Origin of the sequence: Micromonospora sicca (genome assembly GCF_003172935.1) — a bacterium.
Classification (GTDB): Bacteria; Actinomycetota; Actinomycetes; order Mycobacteriales; family Micromonosporaceae; genus Micromonospora; species Micromonospora sicca.
Window position 1 is genome coordinate 1 of sequence record NZ_QGKS01000416.1, and the last position, 20,382, is coordinate 20,382.

Sequence of the window (20,382 nt, forward strand, 5' to 3'; positions counted from 1 at the left end):
GTGGGCAGGCCGGCGGCGATCCAGGCCGGGAAGCCGCCGTGCAGCACGCGTACCGGGCGGTGCCCGGCCCAGCGCAGCGTCCACCAGGCGCGGGCGGCGGACATGCCGTCGCCGCCGTCGTACACGACGACGGGGTGACCGGCGCGGACGCCGGCGGCCCGCAGCGCGGCCTGGAGCGCGGCGGGGTCGGGCAGCGGGTGCCGGCCGGCGGCGCCGGGCCGGCCGCAGAGCTCGGTGTCCAGGTCGACGAAGACCGCGCCGGGCAGGTGGCCGGCCGCGTAGTCGTCCCGGCCGGGCGGGCCGGCGAGGCGCCAGCGGACGTCGAGCAGGGTGGGCGGGTCGGCGCGGTCGAGCTCGGCGGCGAGCCCGTCGGCCTCGACCAGCAGCTCCTCGGTTCCGGACATGAGGTCCAAGTCAACACCATCCAGGCAGCGACCTCGCGGTTCGCGGGCGGTCGATCGTCGTACCTCCGGGTAGCATCGACCACCGGGAGGCCATCGCAGGGAGCCGGGCCTTCTCTTGCTGTTCGGTTAGTCAGTGACGAGGACCCTGACGGGCTCGGCCGGCAGGCGCAGGCTCCGGGCCAGCTCGGCGATGCCGGCCGCCCCGATCTCGCGTGCCTGCTCCTCCGTCTCAGCCGCCACCGAGGCGGTGATGCGTGTCTTGCTCTCCCCGTCCACCGTCATGCTGGCCAACTCCACGCGCTCGTCGATCGACCCATCCTCCGGGTACTCGACGGGCACGCCCTGATACTCGACTGCCACGCCCCACGTCTTGCCCATGACCAGATCCTACTTCCGCGGCTTCGGGCAGGACACGATCCGCGCCTCAGCCTTGTCGTCAGGGCTGAAGGCGAACGGCGTGCCGCTCGGCCCGGTGCCCGTCGCCATCGCCTTGGTCCGCCACTTGCCCGGCGAGCAGTACCAGATGATGTGGGACGCGCGAGGTGATAGCCATCCTCCGATCCATCCGGAGAGACCGGCTCAGCCGGCAGGGACGATAACCACCGAGTCAGGCGGCGGCCCGTCCCATCCGTTGCTGCCTCCCTTACCTACTGGCTTGACGATGATCCGCTTGACGTAGCGGCCCAGGATCTCCCTGCGCCTATGCAGAGTCTCCGGATCATCGTCAAGCCAGTCTTGTAGTTCCTCATCGTTGTCAACCGGGATCATCGCCGCTTCCCTGGCCAGCTCCCCCTGCATGGCGCGCAGCTCCTGGATCTTCTCCCGCATGGGGATGATCTCCTCCAGGGCCTCATCGTCGGTGAAGACGCCCTTGGCCACGGCGCTCCGCAGGCGCTTGATCCCCTCCTCAAGCTCCCGGATTTCAGCCTCAATGGCAGGGTTGGGATCGTCGGCCTGGTCCTCGGGGACGCTGGAGTGGCCTTCGATAGCGCCGGCCACCCACTCTCTGACCACATCCTCCAGCCAGGGGCGCTGGCGGGAGCACTGGCCGCATCCTCCCCGCTGGGAGATGCAGACGTAGCGGTTGTACCGGCTGTACTTGGTCTCCCCCGGCGGGTCGTACACCTGGGCGGACATCGGGGTGCCGCACACGCAGTACACGAACCCCGGCAGCAGGTACTTGCGGGGCCTCGGGGGTCCGCCCTTCTTCTTGGCTCCCCGGTTGCCGAGGGCTTCAAGGATGGCCTCATGTTCGGCCCGGGTGATGATGGCGGGCCAATTGCCTTCCCCGACGATCTTTCCGTCGTGGGCCACCAGCCCGGCGATGCGGGGGTTTCGCAGGGTCCGGGCCACGTTGCCGTCGTTGCGCCATTCCTTCCCCAGCGGGGTGAGGACCCCCATGCGCTGCCAGAGCTTCCGGACCTCGGACACCCGGCCGGTCTGGAACAGGCGCTCCATGCCCTCCCGGATGGCCTTGGCGGCAACCGGGTCGATCTCTTGGCAGTAGCCGAGCGGGGAGCCGTGGACGTAGCCGAACGTCCGCGCCCCACCGTGTAGGCGCCCCTCCTCGCGGCGCTGCCTGGCGGCGCGGGCCACACGCTCCGCGGTGCGCTCCACCTCCGCCGCGTCAAAGTCAGCCTTGACCCGAGCCATCAGCCGACCGTCAGCCGTGCTCAGGTCGTCGTTACCGCTGACCACCGTGCGGAGGATGGTTCCGTGCCGCTGGTGAAGGGCGATCAGCCACTCAAGCTCAAGGGGCCGGCGGGTGAGTCGGCTGTTGGAGTAGGACACGATCACGTCGATGTGCCCGGCCTCCGCCTGGCGCATCATGGCCTCAAACTCCGGGCGGGGCTTCTTGGCCTTCACCGAGGCGGACAGGTCGTTGTCGATGTAGACCCTGACCACCTCGAAGCCGTGGCGCTCCGCCAACTCCCGGCAGTCTTCCTCCTGCCGTACGACGCCCTTCTCAAGCCCCTCGCGGTCTTCGCTGATCCGGCAGTAGATGGCGCATCTCAGGGGTACGGGCTCACCCACGGCTGCCTCCGGGGTGGTGGTGGTCGATCGGCGGTCGATCGTGAGACACTAGAGCCTCCGGTACGTTCCTCGCTGACAGGTGATTAAGATAAACGCTCACTCACTCGTCGATACGACCGAGATGTACCTGCGCACCATCCTCGAGCTGGAGGAGGAGGGGGTGCCGCCGCTGCGTGCCCGGATCGCCGAGCGGCTGCGGCAGAGCGGTCCCACCGTCAGCCAGACCGTCGCCCGGATGGAGCGGGACGGCCTGCTCACCGTCGAGGGCGACCGGCACCTGTCGCTCACCGCGCTGGGCCGCAGCAGCGCCGTCTCGGTGATGCGCAAGCACCGCCTGGCCGAGTTGCTGCTGGTCAACGTGATCGGGATGCCCTACGAGGAGGCCCACGAGGAGGCCTGCCGGTGGGAGCACGTGATGAGCGACGCGGTCGAGAAGCGGGTCTACGACCTGCTCAACCGGCCGACCCGCTCGCCGTACGGCAACCCCATCCCGGGCCTGGAGGAGCTGGGCACCCCCGAGCAGCCGGAGACCGAGGTCGCCGAGGCCGAGCGCAACCTGGCGTTCCCGGGCCTCTCCGGCCCGGTCGTGGTCCGGCGGATCTGCGAGAGCGTGCAGACGGACGCGGACGTGCTCCGGCAGCTGCACGCGGCGGGCGTCGACCCGGGCGCCACGGTGACCGTGGCCCAGGAACGGGACGGCGTGTCGATCGACCGCTCCGGTGACCGGGTCCGGCTGCCCCGCGAGGTGGCCTCCCGGGTGTTCGTCGCCGCCCGCTGACCTCCGGCGGGCTCACATCCGGCGGGTGTCCACCGTCTTCGCCAGGGTGACCAGCTTGCCGGCCACCGCCTCCGCGGCCGCCTTGTCGGCGCCGCGCGGGCAGGTCCAGCTCAGGGTGGCCAGCCGCCCGTCGGTGGCGAGCCAACCCACCTCGGCCGCCGGCCCGGCCGTCGCCGTCTTGGGCAGCGTGCGGCGGTACGCGACCTGACCGAGCTTGGTGACCTTCTTCGCCCCGTCGGGCAGGACGTCGAGGCTGAAGGTCGACTTGTCGATCGACGTCTCGGTGACCGTGAGGGTCAGCTCCGGCAGGACGGCCTGCTCGGCCCGGACGACGCAGGTGTGGGTGTCCCCGCGGTCGCTGGCCGCCGCCACGTCGAACCGGCCGCCGGTCTGCTTCGCGATGGTCGCGAAGTCGAGCAGTCGGCAGGCGCCGCCGGACGAGGCCGCCGCCACCTCGACGGTCACCGGCTCGGCTGCGGGAACCGCCACCGGCTCGGCCTCCTTGGCGCAGCCGGCGGTCAGCGCCACGGCCACGCCGGCAAGCCAGATCCGCCCGTGCACGCCCACCCCTCCTCGCCGGCGGCTTCCCGCCGGATGTCCGTCGGACACCGTACGGGCTGCCCCGGGTGGGCGGAAGCCCTCAATCGTCCACATACGGACAGTGCCGACACCCTCGCCCACAGCAGGTGCCGCGTCGGGCCAGGAAGCCGGCGCTGAGCACGAAGAGCCCGGTCGCCGGGTCGAGGTAGCCGGCCTTCCCCGCGGCCAGGGCGGCGGCGTGGGCGGCCAGGATGCGCACGCGGTCGGGATGCTCGGGCGGCAGCCGGGACGGGTGCGGCTCGGTCAGCGGCCGGTCCGCCAACGGTCGTCGCTCTCCGGTCACCCGGCGAGTCTACGGAGCCCCGGCCGGCCGGCTCAGGCGCAGCCGGGCTGGCCGGGTGATGGACCGTTGAGGGTGGCTCCGGGGTGGTGGCCGGACAGCCGCACGCTGCGACGGCCGAGGTGCCGCCAGGACGCTGTGAAGCTGATGTCGTAGATGAATCAGCCGTGGCGGGCGAAGGCGGCGGCGATCCCCTCGCGGTCCGTGCCGCCCGCCAGCAGCAGCCGGAGCAGCACCTTCGCCTTGTACGGGTCGAGCAGCCCGCCGTTGACCAGCCCGCGCCGCTGGAGGTCGGTCTCCGAGCCGACGGCGCCGTAGGTGTGCCGCAGCACCGCCCCCGCACCCGTCCGCGAGGTGAGCACCACCGGCATCCGCTCGGCGAGGGCACCGAGCACCGGCGCGAAGGCGGGCGGCACGTGACCGACCCCGAAGCCGGCCACGACCAGGCCCTGCCGCCCGTGGGCGAGCCCGTCGAGCAGCGCCACCTCGTCGTCGAGGGTGACGGTGTGCAGCGCCACCCGGGTGGCGGCCAGCCGGTCCGGGTCCACGGGCGGCAGCGGGGCGTGCCGCGCCGGCCGGGTCAGCAGGCGTACCTCACCCTCGATCACGTGGCCGAGCGGGCCGGCGTTGGGCGAGGCGAAGGTGGCGGTGCTGGTGCTGTGCGTCTTGCGGACGTACCGGGCGGCGTGGATCTCGTCGTTGAACGCGACCAGGACGCCGAGGTCGCGGGCGGCCGGCGCGGCGGCGACCCGGACGGCGGCGAGCAGGTTCGCCGGGCCGTCCGGCCCGGCCAGGGTCGGGTTGCGCATCGCGCCGGTGAAGACCAGCGGCGCCGGGTGCGGCCAGACCAGGTCGGCCAGGAAGGCCGTCTCCTCCAGGGTGTCGGTGCCCTGGCTCACCACCACGCCGGTCGCCCCGTCCGCCACCGCCGCGCCCGCCGCGGCCACCAGGTCGAGGATCCGGCGGTACGTCAGGTCGGCGCTCGGCACGGCCTGGACGTCCCGCACCTGGAGCGGAAGGTCGGCCAGCCCGGGCACGGCGGCGGCGAGCTCGGCGCCGGTCAGCCGGGCGATCACGCCCGTCGGCCCGGCCCCGGCCATCGCGATGGTGCCGCCGAGGGTGAACAGGACGACGCTCACTGGTCGATCCCGTCCGCCCGGACCGCCAGCATCAGCGACTGCGGCCCCTTGTCCCGGCCCTCGCGCTCCCGGTCCAGCCGGGCGTGCAACGCGAACCCAGCGTCGGCGAGCTGTTCGGCGACCCGGTCGGGCGACAGCCAGTGCACGTCGTACGAGACGGTGTGGCCGTACGCCTCCTCGAGCCGGACCAGGCGGTCGCCGGCCTTGAAGGCGAGCAGCAGCCGACCACCGGGGGCGAGCACTCGGTGGAACCCGGTGAACACGCCGGGCAGCAGCGCCGGCGGCACGTGGATGATCGAGTACCAGGCGACGAGACCGGCCAGGGCGCCGTCCGGCAGCGGCAGGTCGGTCATCGAGCCGATCGCGAAGCGCAGCCCCGGGTGGTTCCGCCGGGCCACCTCAACCATGCCGGGTGACAGGTCGATCCCGGAGACGTCCAGTCCGAGGTCGCGCAGGTGGGCGGTGATCCGTCCGGTGCCGCAGCCGACCTCGACCACCGGGCCCGCTCCGCCGACCTGCTCGGCGAACGCGGCCAGCATCGCCCGGTCCAGCGTCCCCTCCTCCACGTCGGGTATGAGCCGGGCGTAGTCGACGGCGACGGTGTCGTACGCGGCGCGGGTCTCGGACATCCAGTGTGGTTCCGTCATGATCTTCAGACCCTAGTCGGGCCGGGCCTGCGGACCGGCCGCCCGGTCCGCAATTGCGGTGCCGTCCGTCCGGGCCCGGGGGTAGGGTGCCCGGGCCGCGGCGACCAGCCCGCGGTGTTCGTCGACAGACAGGCCCAGCAGTGACGGCGCACCTCACCCGAACCGCTCCGGCGATGGCCCGCCCCTCGCTCTGGCGCAGCCGGAACTTCCTGCTGCTGTGGAGCGGCCAGACGGTCAGCGAGATCGGCACCCGGGTCTCCGGCGTGGCGGTGCCGCTGCTCGCGGCGGACACCCTCGGCGCCGGCGTCTTCCAGATCTCCCTGCTGACCTTTCTGGCCTGGCTGCCGTACCTGATCTTCTCGCTGCCCGCCGGGATCCTCGCCGACCGGGTCGACCAGCGGCGGCTGATGATCGCGTGCGACCTGGGCCGGGCCGCGCTCCTGCTGTCACTGCCGGTGGTCGCCCTGGTCGGCCACCTCACCCTGGTCTTCTTGTACGTCGTGGTCGGTCTCTCCGGTGTGCTGACCGTCGCCTTCACCGTGGCGTACCGGAGCATGCTGCCCGGCCTCGTGCCGGCGGAGCACCTGGCCGAGGGCAACGCCCGGCTGGAGGTGACGGAGAACCTCGCGCAACTGGCCGGGCCGACGGCCGGCGGTGCGCTGGTCGGGCTGGTCGGCGCCACCCGCACCTTCCTCGCCGACAGCCTGAGCTTCCTGGTCAGCGCGGTGACCCTGCTGCTGATCCGGCGCCGGGTCGCCGACCCGGAGGCACCCGGGTCCGGGCGGGTTCCGGTCCGCGCGGCGCTGACCGAGGGGCTGGGTTTCATCCGCCGCCAGCGGATCCTGGCCAAGGTGCTCGCCTGCACCGCGACGTCCAACTTCTTCGTCATGGCGGCCCGCTCCATCGACGTGGCCTACCTGCTGCGCACCGTCCACGCCTCGGCGGTGACGGTCGGGCTCGTGTTCTCCATCGGCTCGATCGGCGGGCTGCTCACCGGCATGCTGGCCGCTCGCCTGACCGCGCTGCTCGGCACCGCCCGGACGATCTGGGTGGCCATGGCCGCGCCCGGCCCGCTCTATCTGCTGATGCCGCTGGCCAGGGCCGGCTGGGGAGTCGTCCTCTACGGCGTGGGCATGGCGGCGTTCTCGGCCAACGCGGTGCTCTACAACGTCGCGGCAATGACGTACCGGCAGCGGATCACCCCGGCCCACCTGCTGGGCCGGGTCAACGCCGCGTTCCTCTGGTTCTCGTACGGGGCGGTCCCGCTCGGCGCCCTCGCCGGTGGAACGCTCGCCAGTCAGCTCGGGCTGCGGCCGGCACTGTGGGTCTGCGTGCTCGGCATGTGGGGCGCCGCCCTGTTCGTGGTCTGCTCCCCGCTGCGCCGGATGCGCGACTTCCCGGCGGTCGCTGACGTCACGCGAACCAGCTGATCGCCTGGCCGTGCCCGCGGGTCCAGGCGAGCGGCCTCCCGTCCAGCGCGAGCACGTTGTTCAGTGCCCCGCTCGGCGGCTCCGGCAGGGTGTCGTGGCGCAGCACGTCCGGGTCCTCGTTCGCGATCCAGTGCCCGGGGAGGCCGCGTACCACCTCGACGAAGGCCGCCCGCCGCGATGCCGGAACCTGGTAGAGCACGGAGGAGTGGAACACCACCAGGGTCGCGCCCGCCGGTGCCTGCGCGGCCAGCGCCGGCAGGTCGTCCACCAGGTCGCCGCGTACCAGCAGGGGCGGCTCGGCCGCGGCGACGGCCGCCGCGGCCCGCAGCCGGGCCCGGCGGTGGGTGTGCTCCGGCCAGATGAGGGCGTCGAGCCAGGCGAGATCCGCCGGGCCGGTCACGTCGAGCGGGTTCAGGTCGAGGCCGGCCCGCCGCACCACCTCGGGCAGGCGGGCCGGCGGTGCCATGCCGGTCGCCGCGCACTCGAGGACCGGTTGCCCGGAACCAACCTGGTGGTCGCCGTAGCGGTAGGCGTACCGGTCGGGATAGAGGCAGAGCCCGGCGGACGCGCCGACCTCCAGCAGCGCGAGCGGTTGCGGCAGCGCGGCGAGCACCGGTAGCAGGACGGCACACCGCCCGGCCTCGTTCGTCTGTGTGGCCCGGCTGCGCATCTCCGCGGCGATCGCCGGCCAGTTCGCCACCGCCCAGTCGTGGAACGCCGCCGGGTCCTCGACCGGGCCGCCGAGCAGCCGTACGACGCCGAACAGCAGATTCGGCTGCCGCTTGGCCGGCGGCAGCGTGCCGAGCAGGGCGAGCACCTCGTCGTCGCGGGAAACCGCCAGTGCGAGCCGCTCGTACGCGGGTGACACGCCGTGCGCCTCGCGGGTGGCGAACCCGGTGTAGACCTCGGCGATCGACATGTCCCCATGGTCGCACCGCACCCCGGCGGCGCGAGGTCCCGCCGATCAAGGTGGGCGGGGCAGAATTTTCCCGGACCGCTGTCGAATCCGGCCGGACCCGCTCGTCGGGATGGCAAGAAGATGGAACGACCACCTGAGGAGAACCTGATGGCCCAGTACGCAGTCCTGATCTACTCGCCCGCGCCGGCCGACCCGATGGAGATCACGCCCGACTACCTGGCGCTGCTGGAGCGGTACCCGGCCCAGGTCGAGGAGCTGGGCGGGAAGATCGTGACTGGGTTCGCCCTCCAGCCCAGCACCACCGCCACGGCGATCCGCGGCGACCTCGTCACCGACGGCCCGTTCATCGAGGCCAAGGAGGTGGTCGCCGGGTTCTTCATCCTGGAGGCGCCGGACCTGGACGTCGCCCTGAAGATCGCCAAGCTGAACCCGGCCACCATCGACGGGGGCGTCGAGGTACGCCCGCTGTTCGTCCCGCCGTCCGAGTGAGCAACGCCGGCACGGCCGCGGCCGAACGCGCCGTGGCGGACGCGCACCGTCGCGAGTGGGCCTTCGTGCTCGCCGCGACGGCGCGCGTCGCCGGCGACCTCGACGTCGCAGAGGAGTGCGTGCAGGACGCGTACCTCGCCGCCCTGGACGCCTGGGCGCGGGACGGCGTACCCCACAAGCCCGGGGCCTGGCTGACCGCCACCGCGAAGCGCAAGGCGCTGGACGTCCTGCGCCGGGAAAAGGTGTTCCGGTCGAAGATGCCCCTGCTCGTGGAACCGGCGGAGGAGGAGGCCGTGGCGGACCCCGACGAGGACGCGGTGCCCGACGACCGGCTGCGGCTGGTCTTCACCTGCTGCCATCCGGCACTGGCCCGGGAGGCCCAGGTGGCGCTGACCCTGCGCCTGGTGTGCGGGGTGAGCACGGGCGACATCGCCCGCGCGTTCCTCGTCCCCGAGACGACGATGGCCGCGCGGGTCACCCGGGCCAAGAAGAAGATCGCGGCGGCCCGGATCCCATACCGGGTGCCGGAGGCCGCCGAGCTGCCCGAACGGCTGGATGCGGTGCTGACCGTCATCCACCTGCTCTACACGACCGGGCACACGGCTCCGTCCGGCGCCGACCTGGTCCGCGCCGACCTGGTGGACCGGGCGCTGCACCTGACCCGCATGCTGCTGGCCCTGATGCCCGACGAGCCGGAGGTGCGCGGGCTGCTCGCCCTGCTGCTGCTCACCGACGCCCGCCGGGCCACCCGGACCGACGTGAAGGGGCGGCTGCTGGTGCTGGCGGAGCAGGACCGGTCCGCCTGGGATCGGGCCGCCATCTCCGAGGGCAACCGCCTGGTCGTCGGCGCGTTCCGGACCGGCCGGGTCGGCCGGTACGCGCTCCAGGCCGCCATCGCCTCGCTGCACGCCGTCGCCCCCAGCTACGCGGCCACCGACTGGCCCCAGGTGGTACGCCTCTACGACGAGCTGCTGAAACGCTGGCCCTCGCCGGTCGTCGCGCTCAACCGTGCCGTGGCGGTGTCGATGGCTCACGGCCCCGAGGCCGCCTTGGACGAGGTCGAGGCGCTGGCGCGGGACGGCCGGCTGGCCGGGTATCACTACCTGCCGGCGATCCGGGCCGATCTGCTGCGCCGGCTCGGGCGGCAGCGGGAGGCGGCGGACGCCTACCGGGCGGCGCTGGGCCTGGTGGACAACGACGCCGAGCGGGAATTCCTCACCGCCCGCCTCGCCGAAGCCATCAACTCCGGATCGGGTCACTCGTCGGAGGGCTGGACGACCAGGCCGGGCGCATGGTGATCAGCCTTCTGGCCGTTCCACCCTCAGCCGGCGTACCCAGCCCAGGAAGCGGCCGTACAGCTGCACTGGGTCGGGAGGGTTCGGGTACAGCAGGCTCAGGTCCCTGCTCGCCTCGCCCAGCAGGTCGGCCAGGTCGATGGCGAGGTTTCTGCGGTCCCCCGCGTATTCCGCCGGCAGTTCGGCGCGGGCCTGCTCACACGGCCAGGGGTGGGCGCAGCCGGTGCAGATCCAGATGGGTCTCAAGGGAGCGTGGCGGTTCATTCAACCTCCGAGGTGGCTACCCGGTTCGCTGGTCCGCCGCCCGTCGGAGAACTCCTTCACCGGGCGGCGCCTTGCTCCACCACACACCATCCTCTGCCGGGTTGTCAATCTGTAAGTGACGAACGTACAGAGCACGCCATGCCTAGCTTCAGGCTGTGAAGCGACCACGCTTGTACGGGCCTGGCGAGTTGGCCGCCCTGTTCGGCGTGTCGCGGCAGCGGGTTCTACAGATCACCCGCCGGCCCGGCTTCCCCGAGCCCATCGCCCGCCTGATCGGGACGACCATCTGGGACGCGGACGAAGTGGACGAGTGGGCCCGGCATAACCGCCCGCCCCGCCCCACCGACGGCGACGAGGACCGCTGACCGGACGTCTCGTACAGGCAGCCGGTACCACGGCATCACAGCAGCGAGCCCCGGGCGCAGGAACGCCCGGGGCTCGCTGCTGTCGGCGTACGTCAGCTGCAGCCGCTGGTGGAGCCGCAGCCCTCGCAGACGTAGCAGCTACCGGCCGGCCGCATCTTCGTACCGCAGGTGAAGCAGAGCGGCGCGTCGGCGGCCTTGCCGAGCACGGCCTCCAGCAGCTCGGTGCTGGAACCCACCGACGGTGCCGGCTTGGCGGCGGCGACCTCCGCCACCTCCTGCGCCGGCTGGGCGACCGCGCCGGTCTTCGGCTCCTCCGGCTTGGTTTCGACCGGGGCGGAGGCGGCCATCGCGGTGAGGTCCGCACCGCTCGCCTCCGCCTCCGCCTCGGCCCGCAGCTGGGCGGCCCGCTCCTTGGCGGTGAAGATGCCCAGCTCCGCGCGGCGCTCGTACGGCAGGAAGTCCAGGGCCAGGCGACGGAAGATGTAGTCCATCACCGAGGCCGCCATCCGCACGTCCGGGTCGTCGGTCATGCCGGCCGGCTCGAAGCGCATGTTGGTGAACTTGCTGACGTACGTCTCCAGCGGGACGCCGTACTGGAGACCGATGGAGATGGCCACCGAGAAGGCGTCCATCACGCCGGCCAGGGTCGAGCCCTGCTTCGACATCTTGAGGAAGACCTCGCCGAGGCCGTCGTCCGGGTACGACGACGCGGTGAGGTAGCCCTCGGCACCGCCGACGGAGAAGGAGACCGTCTCCGAAGGGCGCTTCTTCGGCAGCCGCTTGCGCACCGGCCGGTACTCGACGACCTTCTCCACCACCGGCGCGGCCGGGGCGGCCTCGACGGCCGCCGGCTCGGTGGCCTTGTTGGACTTGGCCACCGAGAGCGGCTGGCCGACCTTGCAGTTGTCCCGGTAGATCGCCAGCGCCTTGAGGCCGAGCTTCCAGCCCTCGAAGTAGATCTTCTCGACGTCCTCGACGGTGGCCGCCTCCGGCATGTTGACCGTCTTGGAGATGGCGCCGGAGACGAACGGCTGGATCGCCGCCATCATCCGCACGTGACCCATCGGCGCGATGGAGCGCTCGCCCATGGCGCAGTCGAAGACCGGGTAGTGCTCCGGCTTGAGCCCGGGGGCGTCCACCACGTGGCCGTGGTCGGCGATGTGCTCGACGATCGCCTCGACCTGTTCCTCGGGGTAGCCGAGGCTGCGCAGGGCGCGCGGAACGGTCTGGTTGACGATCTGCATCGAGCCGCCGCCAACCAGCTTCTTGAACTTGACCAGCGCCAGGTCCGGCTCCACGCCGGTGGTGTCGCAGTCCATCATGAAGCCGATGGTGCCGGTCGGCGCGAGGACGCTGGCCTGCGAGTTACGCCAGCCGTTCTTGTCACCGATCTTGTTGCCCTGGGTCCACTGCTTGGTCGCCTCACGGACGATGGCGGTGGCCACGGTGCCGGCCGGCTTGATCTCGTCGTTGGCGGCCGCGTGCTTGCGCATGACCCGCTTGTGCGGCTCCGCGTTGCGGGCGTAGCCGTCGTACGGACCGACGACGCCGGCCAGCTCGGCCGAGCGACGGTACGCGGTGCCGGTCATCAGCGAGGTGATCGCTGCGGCGACCGAGCGGCCCTGCTCCGAGTCGTACGGCAGGCCCGACGCCATCAGCAGGGCACCGAGGTTGGCGTAGCCGATGCCGAGCTGCCGGTAGGCGCGGCTGGTCTCGCCGATCTTCTCGGTCGGGAAGTCGGCGAAGCAGATCGAGATGTCCATCGCGGTGATGACGAACTCGACCGACTTGACGAACTTCTCCACCTCGAAGCCACCGTCGGCGCGGAGGAACTTCATCAGGTTCAGCGAGGCCAGATTGCACGAGGAGTTGTCCAGATGCAGGTACTCCGAGCACGGGTTCGACGCGGTGATCCGCCCGGTCTCCGGGCAGGTGTGCCAGTCGTTGATGGTGTCGTCGTACTGCAGGCCGGGGTCGGCGCACTCCCAGGCGGCCTGGGAGATGCTGCGGAACAGCTTCTTGGCGTCGATCGTCTCGATGGTCTGCCCGTCGAGCCGGCCGCGCAGGTCGAAGCCGCCGCCGTTCTCCACCGCGGTCATGAACTCGTCGGAGACCCGGACCGAGTTGTTGGCGTTCTGGTACTGCACGCTGACGATGTCCGCGCCGCCCAGGTCCATGTCGAAGCCGGCGTCGCGCAGCGCGCGGATCTTGTCCTCCTCGCGCGCCTTGGTGACCACGAACTCCTGGATGTCCGGGTGGTCCACGTCGAGGATGACCATCTTCGCCGCGCGCCGGGTGGCGCCGCCGGACTTGATGGTGCCGGCGGAGGCGTCCGCGCCGCGCATGAAGCTGACCGGGCCGGAGGCGTTGCCGCCGGAGGAGAGCAGCTCACGCGACGAGCGGATCCGGGACAGGTTGACGCCGGAGCCGGAGCCGCCCTTGAAGATCAGCCCCTCCTCCTTGTACCAGTCCAGGATCGAGTCCATCGAGTCGTCGACGCTGAGGATGAAGCAGGCGCTGACCTGCTGCGGCGACGGCGTGCCCACGTTGAACCAGACCGGCGAGTTGAAGCTGAACACCTGGTGCAGCAGCATCCAGGTCAGCTCGTGCGCGAAGATCTCCGCGTCGGCCGGGGTGGCGAAGTAGCCGTGCTCCTCGCCGGCCTTGCGGTAGCTGGTGACCACCCGGTCGATCAGCTGCTTGAGCGACCACTCCCGCTCCGGGGTCTCCACCGCGCCCCGGAAGTACTTGGTGGTCACGATGTTGGCCGCGTTGACGCTCCAGGACTCGGGGAACTCCACCCCGCGCTGCTCGAAGTTGATCGAGCCGTCCCGCCAGTTCGTCATCACGACGTCGCGGCGCTCCCACGCCACCTCGTCGTACGGGTGGACCCCCTCGGTCGTCCACACCCGCTCGAGCTTCAGGCCCGCCGTCGCGCCGGCCCGGGTCCGCGACTTGCTTGCTGTCACGCCGTCCCCCGCCATCTCATCCGCCCCCTCGTCTGCGCGGTCACCCACCGCGCATCGTCGCTGTCAGAAATCCGAAAAACTCAAGTGGTACGGCCGGCGGCCTCGGCCGGCTCGGCCCCGGCGCCGTCCCGGGCGATCGCGGCGGCCCGCAGCGTCTCGATCTCGCGCTCGAAGTCGGCGAGCGAGTCGAAGGACCGGTAGACGCTGGCGAAGCGCAGGTACGCCACCTCGTCGAGGTCGCGCAGCGGCCCCAGGATGGCCAGCCCCACCTCGTTGCTCGGGATCTCGGCGGCCCCCTTGGCCCGGACGGTCTCCTCGACCTTCTGCGCCAGCAGCGCGATCGAGTCGTCGTCGACCGGCCGGCCCTGGCACGCCTTGCGCACCCCGCCGATGATCTTCGTACGGCTGAACGGCTCGGTCACCCCGCTGCGCTTGACCACCGCGAGCACCGCCTCCTCGACGGTGGTGAACCGCTTGCCGCACTCCGGGCAGGAGCGCCGCCGCCGGATGAGCTGGCCGTCGTCGGCCTCCCGCGAGTCGACGACCCGGGAGTCGGCGTGCCGGCAGTACGGACACCGCATTCGCCCGACCTCCTTCGTCGATCGTGGGCCGCACCGACGCACGTCCGGGCACGCGTCGGCACGACGACGCCCACCGTTCGATGGCCGCCGCCGGGTCGACGGTACGGGAGTGCGGTCGGTAGTCGAACCCAACCTGTAGGCAACTTACGCCCATGTGACTACTACATCTAGGGGTCGACCGTATGTCGTCGCCCAGGCGAAATCAAGTTGGCCGGCGTGTCCGGCGCGTCACCAGGATCACTCACCCGTCCCACCTCCCCCGCGGATCGCCGAAAGCCCAACGGGCGACTCCCGCCCCGGTCACGCTCAGCCGTTTCGTCGAACACCCGTTCGAAGCCGACGTATCATTTATCAGAACAGGCGTTCGGAATTCTCGGATTCAGCCCCGACACGCCGACAAGAGGTCGTACAGATGTTTGAAAATGGCCGATCTCACCTATACGGTCAACAACGACCGGGCGCGGCGTGTCGCCTCCGACCGGTCGGCAGCACCATCCGCGCGCACCACGAGCCGCCAAGGCACCCAGCGCCGACCAGGGAGGGACGGACGTGACCGAGGACCGGGCCAACCGGCAGAAGAACCCGCAGCCGATCGACGGGGCGGGTCCGCCGGCGACCCGACGGCCCCGCGCCGCGCGCAGCCGGACGGGCCAGCCCGCCGTGCGCCCGGTCACCCCGGTGGTCAGCAGCTTCCCCGACCCCGCCACCGTCGACCTCACCGCCCGGCAGCGCCGGATCCTGGAGTTCATCCGCACCTGGGTGGAGCGCCACGGCTACCCGCCGAGCGTGCGCGAGATTGGCGAGGCCGTCGGCCTGGTCTCCCCGTCCAGCGTCGCCTACCAGCTCAAGGAGCTGGAGAAGAAGGGCTTTCTGCGCCGCGACCCGAACCGGCCCCGGGCGGTCGACGTCCGCGCCCCCAGCGACGCCGACGACGAGCTCAGCCGGGCCCAGCGGCCCACCCCGGCGTACGTGCCGATGCTGGGCCGGATCGCCGCCGGTGGCCCGATCCTCGCCGAACAGGCGGTGGAGGACATCTTCCCGCTCCCCCGCGAGCTGGTGGGTGAGGGCGAGGTCTTCATGCTCCAGGTCAAGGGCGACTCGATGCTCGACGCGGCGATCTGCGACGGCGACTGGGTGGTGGTGCGCCAGCAGCCGACCGCCGAGGCCGGCGACATCGTCGCGGCCATGCTCGACGGCGAGGCGACCGTGAAGACCTACCGGCGCCGCGACGGGCACGTCTGGCTGATGCCGCAGAACCCCGCCTTCGACCCGATCCCCGGCGACGACGCCACCATCATGGGCCGCGTCGTCGCGGTGCTGCGTCGGATCTGACACCCGCCCGGGTGACCGCCGCCCGGCGGTCACCCGGCGCTGTGCTCAGTAGCGGTCGCCGCGGTACTCGCGGCCGCCGGGCACCTGCCCGTACTGGCCCCGTCCGTCGTCGTACCCGTTGCGGCGGCCCTCGCGCGGATCCCGGTAGTCCGAGTCACGCCGGGGCGGCTCCGCGCGGCCGCCGCCGTACACGCCGCCGCCCTGCGGTGCGCCGCCGTAGACCCCGCCGCCCTGCGGACGGCCGCCACCGCCGCCGTACACGCCGCCCTGCGGGCGGCCGCCCTCGGCGGGACGACCGCCGCCGTACACCCCGCCCGAGGCGGGCCGGCCCGGCGCGCCGTTCACCGGCCCGGGGCCGTAGCCGCCGCCGGCCGGACCGCCGTACACGCCGCCCCGAGGGCCGCCGGCCGGCGGCCCGCCCTCGGCGCGGCCGTCGTCGAAGCCGTTCATCGGGGGTCCGTCCCCGTCCGGTCCGTCCGCCCGGTCGGTGGCCGGTGCGGGCCGACGCCGGGACCGGAGGATGCCGAAGATGCCCGCGCCGACCAGCAGGGCGCCGAGCGCGCCGACCGCGGCGATCAGGTACGTGATCTCGTCCAGGGTCAGCCCCTCGACCCAGGACTTCTCGGCGGGCGGCTTCGCCACCTCGCCGGCGGCCGGCAGCGCCTCGACCCCCTTGGTCGACGGGACGTAGCCGAGGATGTCGATCGGGTCCTCGGGGGCCAGCTGGCCGCCGTCGGAGACGGTGACGAAGGACTTGCCGTCCGGGGTGTAGGAGATCGCCTCGCCGAACGGGTCGGTCAGCGGGGTGACCCGGGGCTTGACCGTGGTCAGCGCGCCGACGATGTCGCCGCCGGCCACGTCGAACTCGAAGGCGTCCGCGTACGTCCGCAGCACCACCTTCGTACCGTCCGGCGAGCGGGCCGCGCCGGTGACCAGGAGCCGACCGGTCGCGCCCAGCTTGTTGTCCGTGGTGGTCTTGGGGAGCGTGACCTCGCCGACCTTGCTCATCGGCACGGCCTCGGTGTCACCGCTGGCCTTCAACGCGTCCGTCGGGGTGAAGATCTCCGACTTCCCGGAGATCTCCTTGGTGATGATCAGGGGCTTGCCGTCGTCGCCGATCAGCAACGCCTCGGCGTCGTGCGGCTTCTTCTCCGGGTACGCCAGCCGGTGCAGCACCGGCTGCTTGCCGCCGCCGACCGGCATGTTCCAGACCGCGACCCGCTCCCGGCGGGTCTTGCTGGTGATGTTGTCCCCGGTGTCCGCGATCCAGAGCGTCTTGCGGTCCCGCGAGAGCGCCAGGTCCTCGGTGTCGAGAGGCCCGTCACCCGAGTACCGGACCTCCTTCGAGACCTCGCACTTGGTGTCGAGGTAGAAGACCCGCTTGTGGCTCGGGATGTCGGTGCCGTCGTTGATCACGAGGTAGCCGTTGCTGGTGGCGACCAGGCCGGACAGCTCCCGCAGGCGCTTGTCCTCGACGGTGCACTTCTTCTTGGGAGCCGCGGCCTGCACGGGGGCCGCGGCGGGACCCGCCAGGGCGACCCCGGCAGGCGCCACGGTCGCGCCCAGCAGGCCGAGCGCAACCGTGACCGAGGAGACAACGTGCCGCATGACGCCAAGTGTCGCATGCCCGGTTACCCGGGCGGGTGACGCCGGACGGCCTCAGCGGCCGGCGCCCACCCGCTCCTGCGCGACGAGCCGGTCGCCGGCGCGGAACGGCGCCAGCTCGGCAGCGAGCGCCTCGCCGACCCGGACGTGCAGCAGCGTCCCCTCGGGGAGGTGGGAGGTGCTCAGCACCTCGCCCTGCCGGTGCAGCCGGGCCACCAGGTCGCCCCGGTCGTACGGAAGCACCGCGTGCACCTCCACCGCCGGGCGGGGCAGCCGCCCCTCGATCGCCTCGCGCAGCCCGTCGACCCCGCGCCCGCTGTGCGCGGAGACGAAGACCGCGTCGGGCCACAGCCGCTTGAGCCGCAGCAGCGTCTCCTCGTCGGCGGCGTCGGTCTTGTTGACCACCAGCAGCTCGGGCAGCCGGTCGGCGCCCACCTCGGCGAGCACCTCGCGGACCGCCCGGACCTGCTCCTCCGGGTCCGGATGGGTGCCGTCCACCACGTGCACCACCAGGTCGGAGTCGGCGACCTCCTCCAGGGTCGAGCGGAACGCCTCGACGATCTGGTGCGGCAGGTGCCGGACGAAGCCGACCGTGTCGGACAGGGTGTAGAGCCGCCCGTCCGACGTGGTGGCCTTGCGGGTGGTCGGATCCAGCGTGGCGAACAACGCGTTCTCCACCAGCACGCCCGCCCCGGTCAGCCGGTTGAGCAGGCTGGACTTGCCGGCGTTGGTGTAGCCGGCGATGGCCACCGCGGGCACCGCGTTGCGGGACCGACGGGCGCGCTTGGTCTGGCGTACCGTCTTCATGCCCTTGATCTCGCGGCGCAGCCGCGAGATGCGGTGCCGGATCCGACGCCGGTCGGTCTCGAGTTTGGTCTCACCGGGACCGCGCAGGCCCACGCCGCCGCCGGCGCCGCCGCCGCGGCCGGAACCACCGGTCTGCCGGGAGAGCGTCTCACCCCAACCGCGCAGCCGCGGAAGCAGGTATTCGAGCTGGGCCAGCTCGACCTGCGCCTTACCTTCCTTGCTCTTGGCGTGCTGGGCGAAGATGTCGAGGATCAGGGCGGTGCGGTCCACCACCTTGACCTTGGTGCGCTGCTCCAGGTTGCGCAGCTGGGACGGGGAGAGTTCACCGTCGCAGATCACCGTGTCGGCGCCGGTGGAGAGCACCAGCGCGCCGAGGTCCTCGACCTTGCCCCGGCCGACGTAGGTGGCCGGGTCCGGCCGGTTGCGCCGCTGGATCAGCCCCTCGAGCACCTGCGACCCGGCCGTCTCGGCCAGCGCCGCCAGCTCGGTGAGGCTGTTCTCCGCGTCGTCCTGGGTGCCCTCGGTCCAGACGCCCACCAGGACGACCCGCTCCAGCCGCAGCTGGCGGTATTCGACCTCGGTGATGTCGGTGAGCTCGGTCGAGAGGCCGGGGACCCGCCGCAACGCCTGCCGCTCCGACAGCTCGAACTCACCGGTGGTGGTGTCGAGCTCGTCGTCCTCGAAGGGAACGTAGGTCTCCTGGTCTCGCAAACCGTGTCTCCTGTCCGTTCTGTCAGCTACCGAGTGATTTCGGTCCTGTACCGAGCAATCCTGACATGTGTCAACGCGCGACGCACCTGCTATATGCCCGTGGCGCACACCCCCAATTGCGGGGGCGGATGCCGGGCGACCTGGGTGGGCGGGTAGAAATGCGGGGCGAACCGCTCAGTGTTGACGGAGGGATTATCCGTGGCCATCACCCGACTTCCGAGTGCGGGATTCTCGATCACGATCCGGATCGCGGTGACCGCGGACGCCTCCTCCATCGGCCGGCTGACCACCGCAGTGGGCGAGGCCGGCGCGATCGTCACCGCGCTGGACGTGGTCGACTCCGATCCGACCAGCGTGATCGTCGACCTCACCTGCGACACCGCCGACGCCAGCCACGCCGACCAGGTGGTCGACGCGCTCACCGCGCTGGACGGCGTGGACGTCCGCAAGGTCTCCGACCGGACCTTCCTGCTGCACCTCGGCGGCAAGATCGAGGTCAGCTCGAAGGTCGCGCTGCGGAACCGCGACGAGTTGTCCCGCGCGTACACCCCCGGGGTGGCCCGGGTCTGCATGGCGATCGCCGAGAACCCGGCCGACGCCCGCCGGCTGACCATCAAGCGCAACACGGTGGCCGTGGTCAGCGACGGCTCCGCGGTGCTCGGCCTGGGCAACCTCGGGCCGGCCGCGTCGCTGCCGGTGATGGAGGGCAAGGCGGCGCTGTTCAAGCGCTTCGGCGGGGTGGACGCCTGGCCGGTGGTGCTGGACACCCAGGACACCGACGAGATCGTGGCGATCGTCAAGGCCATCGCGCCCGCGTACGGCGGGATCAACCTGGAGGACATCGCCGCGCCGCGCTGCTTCGAGATCGAGGCCCGGCTGCGTGAGCTGCTGGACATCCCGGTCTTCCATGACGACCAGCACGGCACCGCGATCTGCGTGCTGGCCGCGCTGACCAACGCGCTGCGCGTGGTGGGCAAGCAGCTCGCGGACGTCCGGGTGGTGGTCTCCGGAGCCGGCGCGGCCGGCACCGCGATCATGAAGCTGCTGCTGCGCCAGGGCGTGGGCGACATCATCGCGTACGACCGGCAGGGCGCCCTGCACCGCGGCCTGCCCGACCTGAACCCGGCCTGGCAGTGGCTGGCGGAGAACACCAACAAGGAGAACTACTCCGGCGACCTGCCGGGCGCGATCCGCGGCGCGGACGTGTTCATCGGGGTCAGCGCGCCGAACCTGCTCACCGGCGACGACATCGCCACCATGGCCAAGGACTCGATCGTCTTCGCGCTGGCCAACCCGGACCCGGAGGTCGACCCGCGGGAGGCGCGCAAGCACGCCGCCGTGGTCGCCACCGGCCGCTCCGACCAGCCGAACCAGATCAACAACGTGCTCGCCTTCCCGGGCGTCTTCCGAGGCATGCTGGACGCGCACGCCGAGGAGTTCACCGAGGAGATGGCGATCGCGGCGGCCCGGGCGATCGCGGACGTGGTCGGCGAGGAAAAGATCAACCCGACGGTGATCGTGCCGAGCGTCTTCGACTCGCGGGTGGCCCCGGCGGTCGCCGCGGCCGTCCGCGCCGCCGCCCAGAACCCGGCCGTCACCCCGCCACCGGCCGCCGACCCGGGCCCGGCCGACCTCCCCGAGATCGCCGCCGAGGCCAGCGCCACCCCCTGACCCCACCTCCGGGTGCGTTTCTTGTCGCCGTGGCGACAAGAAACGCACCCGGAGGTGGGGTC

At 72.0% G+C, this 20,382-nt stretch carries 20 protein-coding genes; 7 read left to right on the top strand and 13 right to left on the bottom strand.

Translation table 11 applies throughout. The annotated features are described in order from the left end of the window. The 3 genes from DKT69_RS32235 to DKT69_RS32245 form a co-directional block, all read right to left on the bottom strand. On the bottom strand, positions 1 to 404 hold a 404-nt coding region (locus tag DKT69_RS32235; protein WP_255420245.1), incomplete at its 3' end, for a sulfurtransferase. A gap of 126 nt (positions 405 to 530) precedes the next feature. Next, entirely contained in the window at positions 531 to 782 is a 252-nt protein-coding gene (locus DKT69_RS32240) for a hypothetical protein (RefSeq protein WP_109805205.1), read from the bottom strand. A gap of 201 nt (positions 783 to 983) precedes the next feature. After that, positions 984 to 2,438 carry a recombinase family protein gene (locus DKT69_RS32245; RefSeq protein WP_109805206.1) on the bottom strand — a complete coding sequence of 485 codons (1,455 nt, stop codon included), beginning with the start codon at positions 2,436 to 2,438 and terminating at the stop codon, positions 984 to 986. A 79-nt stretch (positions 2,439 to 2,517) separates the two neighbouring features. Between DKT69_RS32245 and DKT69_RS32250 the strand changes: the two genes are divergently transcribed. Beyond that, the gene (locus DKT69_RS32250) at positions 2,518 to 3,216 is read left to right on the top strand and encodes an iron-dependent transcriptional repressor DtxR (protein ID WP_109805207.1); all 699 of its coding nucleotides are present in this window, start codon (positions 2,518 to 2,520) and stop codon (positions 3,214 to 3,216) included. Between the two features lie 12 nt (positions 3,217 to 3,228). Here DKT69_RS32250 and DKT69_RS32255 read toward each other — a convergent pair whose 3' ends face one another. The 4 genes from DKT69_RS32255 to DKT69_RS32270 all read right to left on the bottom strand — a co-directional run bounded on the left by DKT69_RS32255 (position 3,229) and on the right by DKT69_RS32270 (position 5,882). Then, the gene (locus DKT69_RS32255; RefSeq protein ID WP_109805222.1) at positions 3,229 to 3,777 is read right to left on the bottom strand and encodes a hypothetical protein; all 549 of its coding nucleotides are present in this window, start codon (positions 3,775 to 3,777) and stop codon (positions 3,229 to 3,231) included. Between the two features lie 79 nt (positions 3,778 to 3,856). Next, a complete protein-coding gene (locus DKT69_RS32260) occupies positions 3,857 to 4,099 on the bottom strand; it encodes a DUF5522 domain-containing protein (protein WP_109805208.1) in 243 nt (80 codons plus the stop codon). 158 nt (positions 4,100 to 4,257) lie between these two features. Then, a complete protein-coding gene (locus tag DKT69_RS32265) occupies positions 4,258 to 5,235 on the bottom strand; it encodes an asparaginase (RefSeq protein WP_109805209.1) in 978 nt (325 codons plus the stop codon). After that, entirely contained in the window at positions 5,232 to 5,882 is a 651-nt protein-coding gene (locus DKT69_RS32270; RefSeq protein WP_109805210.1) for a class I SAM-dependent DNA methyltransferase, read from the bottom strand. The genes DKT69_RS32265 and DKT69_RS32270 overlap by 4 nt, the downstream gene beginning before the upstream one ends. 140 nt (positions 5,883 to 6,022) lie before the next feature. Between DKT69_RS32270 and DKT69_RS32275 the strand changes: the two genes are divergently transcribed. Then, on the top strand, positions 6,023 to 7,312 hold the full coding sequence (locus tag DKT69_RS32275; protein ID WP_109805211.1) for an MFS transporter: 1,290 nt from the start codon (positions 6,023 to 6,025) through the stop codon (positions 7,310 to 7,312). Here the strand turns inward: DKT69_RS32275 and DKT69_RS32280 are convergent. Next, positions 7,296 to 8,231, bottom strand: a complete 936-nt coding sequence (locus tag DKT69_RS32280) for a DUF2332 domain-containing protein (RefSeq protein ID WP_109805212.1) — start codon at positions 8,229 to 8,231, stop codon at positions 7,296 to 7,298. The genes DKT69_RS32275 and DKT69_RS32280 overlap by 17 nt on opposite strands. A gap of 147 nt (positions 8,232 to 8,378) precedes the next feature. On the opposite strand from DKT69_RS32280, the gene DKT69_RS32285 reads away from it, so the two are divergent. Together DKT69_RS32285 and DKT69_RS32290 are read left to right on the top strand one after the other, a co-directional pair. Then, positions 8,379 to 8,720, top strand: coding sequence for a YciI family protein (locus DKT69_RS32285; protein ID WP_109805213.1), 342 nt, complete (start codon positions 8,379 to 8,381; stop codon positions 8,718 to 8,720). Between the two features lie 65 nt (positions 8,721 to 8,785). Next, positions 8,786 to 10,018 carry an RNA polymerase sigma factor gene (locus DKT69_RS32290; RefSeq protein ID WP_109805223.1) on the top strand — a complete coding sequence of 411 codons (1,233 nt, stop codon included), beginning with the start codon at positions 8,786 to 8,788 and terminating at the stop codon, positions 10,016 to 10,018. On the opposite strand, the gene DKT69_RS32295 is transcribed toward DKT69_RS32290, so the two are convergent. Beyond that, positions 10,019 to 10,261: a flavin reductase gene (locus DKT69_RS32295; RefSeq protein ID WP_236648485.1), complete on the bottom strand. Its 243-nt coding sequence runs from the start codon at positions 10,259 to 10,261 to the stop codon at positions 10,019 to 10,021. A gap of 173 nt (positions 10,262 to 10,434) precedes the next feature. On the opposite strand from DKT69_RS32295, the gene DKT69_RS32300 reads away from it, so the two are divergent. Further along, positions 10,435 to 10,644, top strand: coding sequence for a helix-turn-helix transcriptional regulator (locus tag DKT69_RS32300; RefSeq protein WP_109805215.1), 210 nt, complete (start codon positions 10,435 to 10,437; stop codon positions 10,642 to 10,644). 92 nt (positions 10,645 to 10,736) lie between these two features. On the opposite strand, the gene DKT69_RS32305 is transcribed toward DKT69_RS32300, so the two are convergent. Together DKT69_RS32305 and nrdR are read right to left on the bottom strand one after the other, a co-directional pair. Next, a complete protein-coding gene (locus tag DKT69_RS32305) occupies positions 10,737 to 13,628 on the bottom strand; it encodes a vitamin B12-dependent ribonucleotide reductase (protein WP_109805216.1) in 2,892 nt (963 codons plus the stop codon). A 65-nt stretch (positions 13,629 to 13,693) separates the two neighbouring features. Continuing rightward, on the bottom strand, positions 13,694 to 14,194 hold the full coding sequence (gene nrdR, locus DKT69_RS32310) for a transcriptional regulator NrdR (protein WP_109805217.1): 501 nt from the start codon (positions 14,192 to 14,194) through the stop codon (positions 13,694 to 13,696). Positions 14,195 to 14,743: 549 nt separating this feature from the next. Between nrdR and lexA the strand changes: the two genes are divergently transcribed. Beyond that, entirely contained in the window at positions 14,744 to 15,526 is a 783-nt protein-coding gene (gene lexA, locus DKT69_RS32315; protein ID WP_109805218.1) for a transcriptional repressor LexA, read from the top strand. A 45-nt stretch (positions 15,527 to 15,571) separates the two neighbouring features. Here the strand turns inward: lexA and DKT69_RS32320 are convergent, their stop codons facing one another. Continuing rightward, positions 15,572 to 17,134, bottom strand: a complete 1,563-nt coding sequence (locus tag DKT69_RS32320; RefSeq protein ID WP_109805219.1) for a hypothetical protein — start codon at positions 17,132 to 17,134, stop codon at positions 15,572 to 15,574. Between the two features lie 51 nt (positions 17,135 to 17,185). Then, positions 17,186 to 18,649, bottom strand: coding sequence for a GTPase HflX (hflX, locus tag DKT69_RS32325; protein WP_109805220.1), 1,464 nt, complete (start codon positions 18,647 to 18,649; stop codon positions 17,186 to 17,188). A 198-nt stretch (positions 18,650 to 18,847) separates the two neighbouring features. Here hflX and DKT69_RS32330 point away from each other — a divergent pair, with 198 nt between their 5' ends. Next, positions 18,848 to 20,320, top strand: coding sequence for an NAD-dependent malic enzyme (locus DKT69_RS32330; RefSeq protein WP_109805221.1), 1,473 nt, complete (start codon positions 18,848 to 18,850; stop codon positions 20,318 to 20,320). Positions 20,321 to 20,382 lie beyond the last annotated feature (62 nt).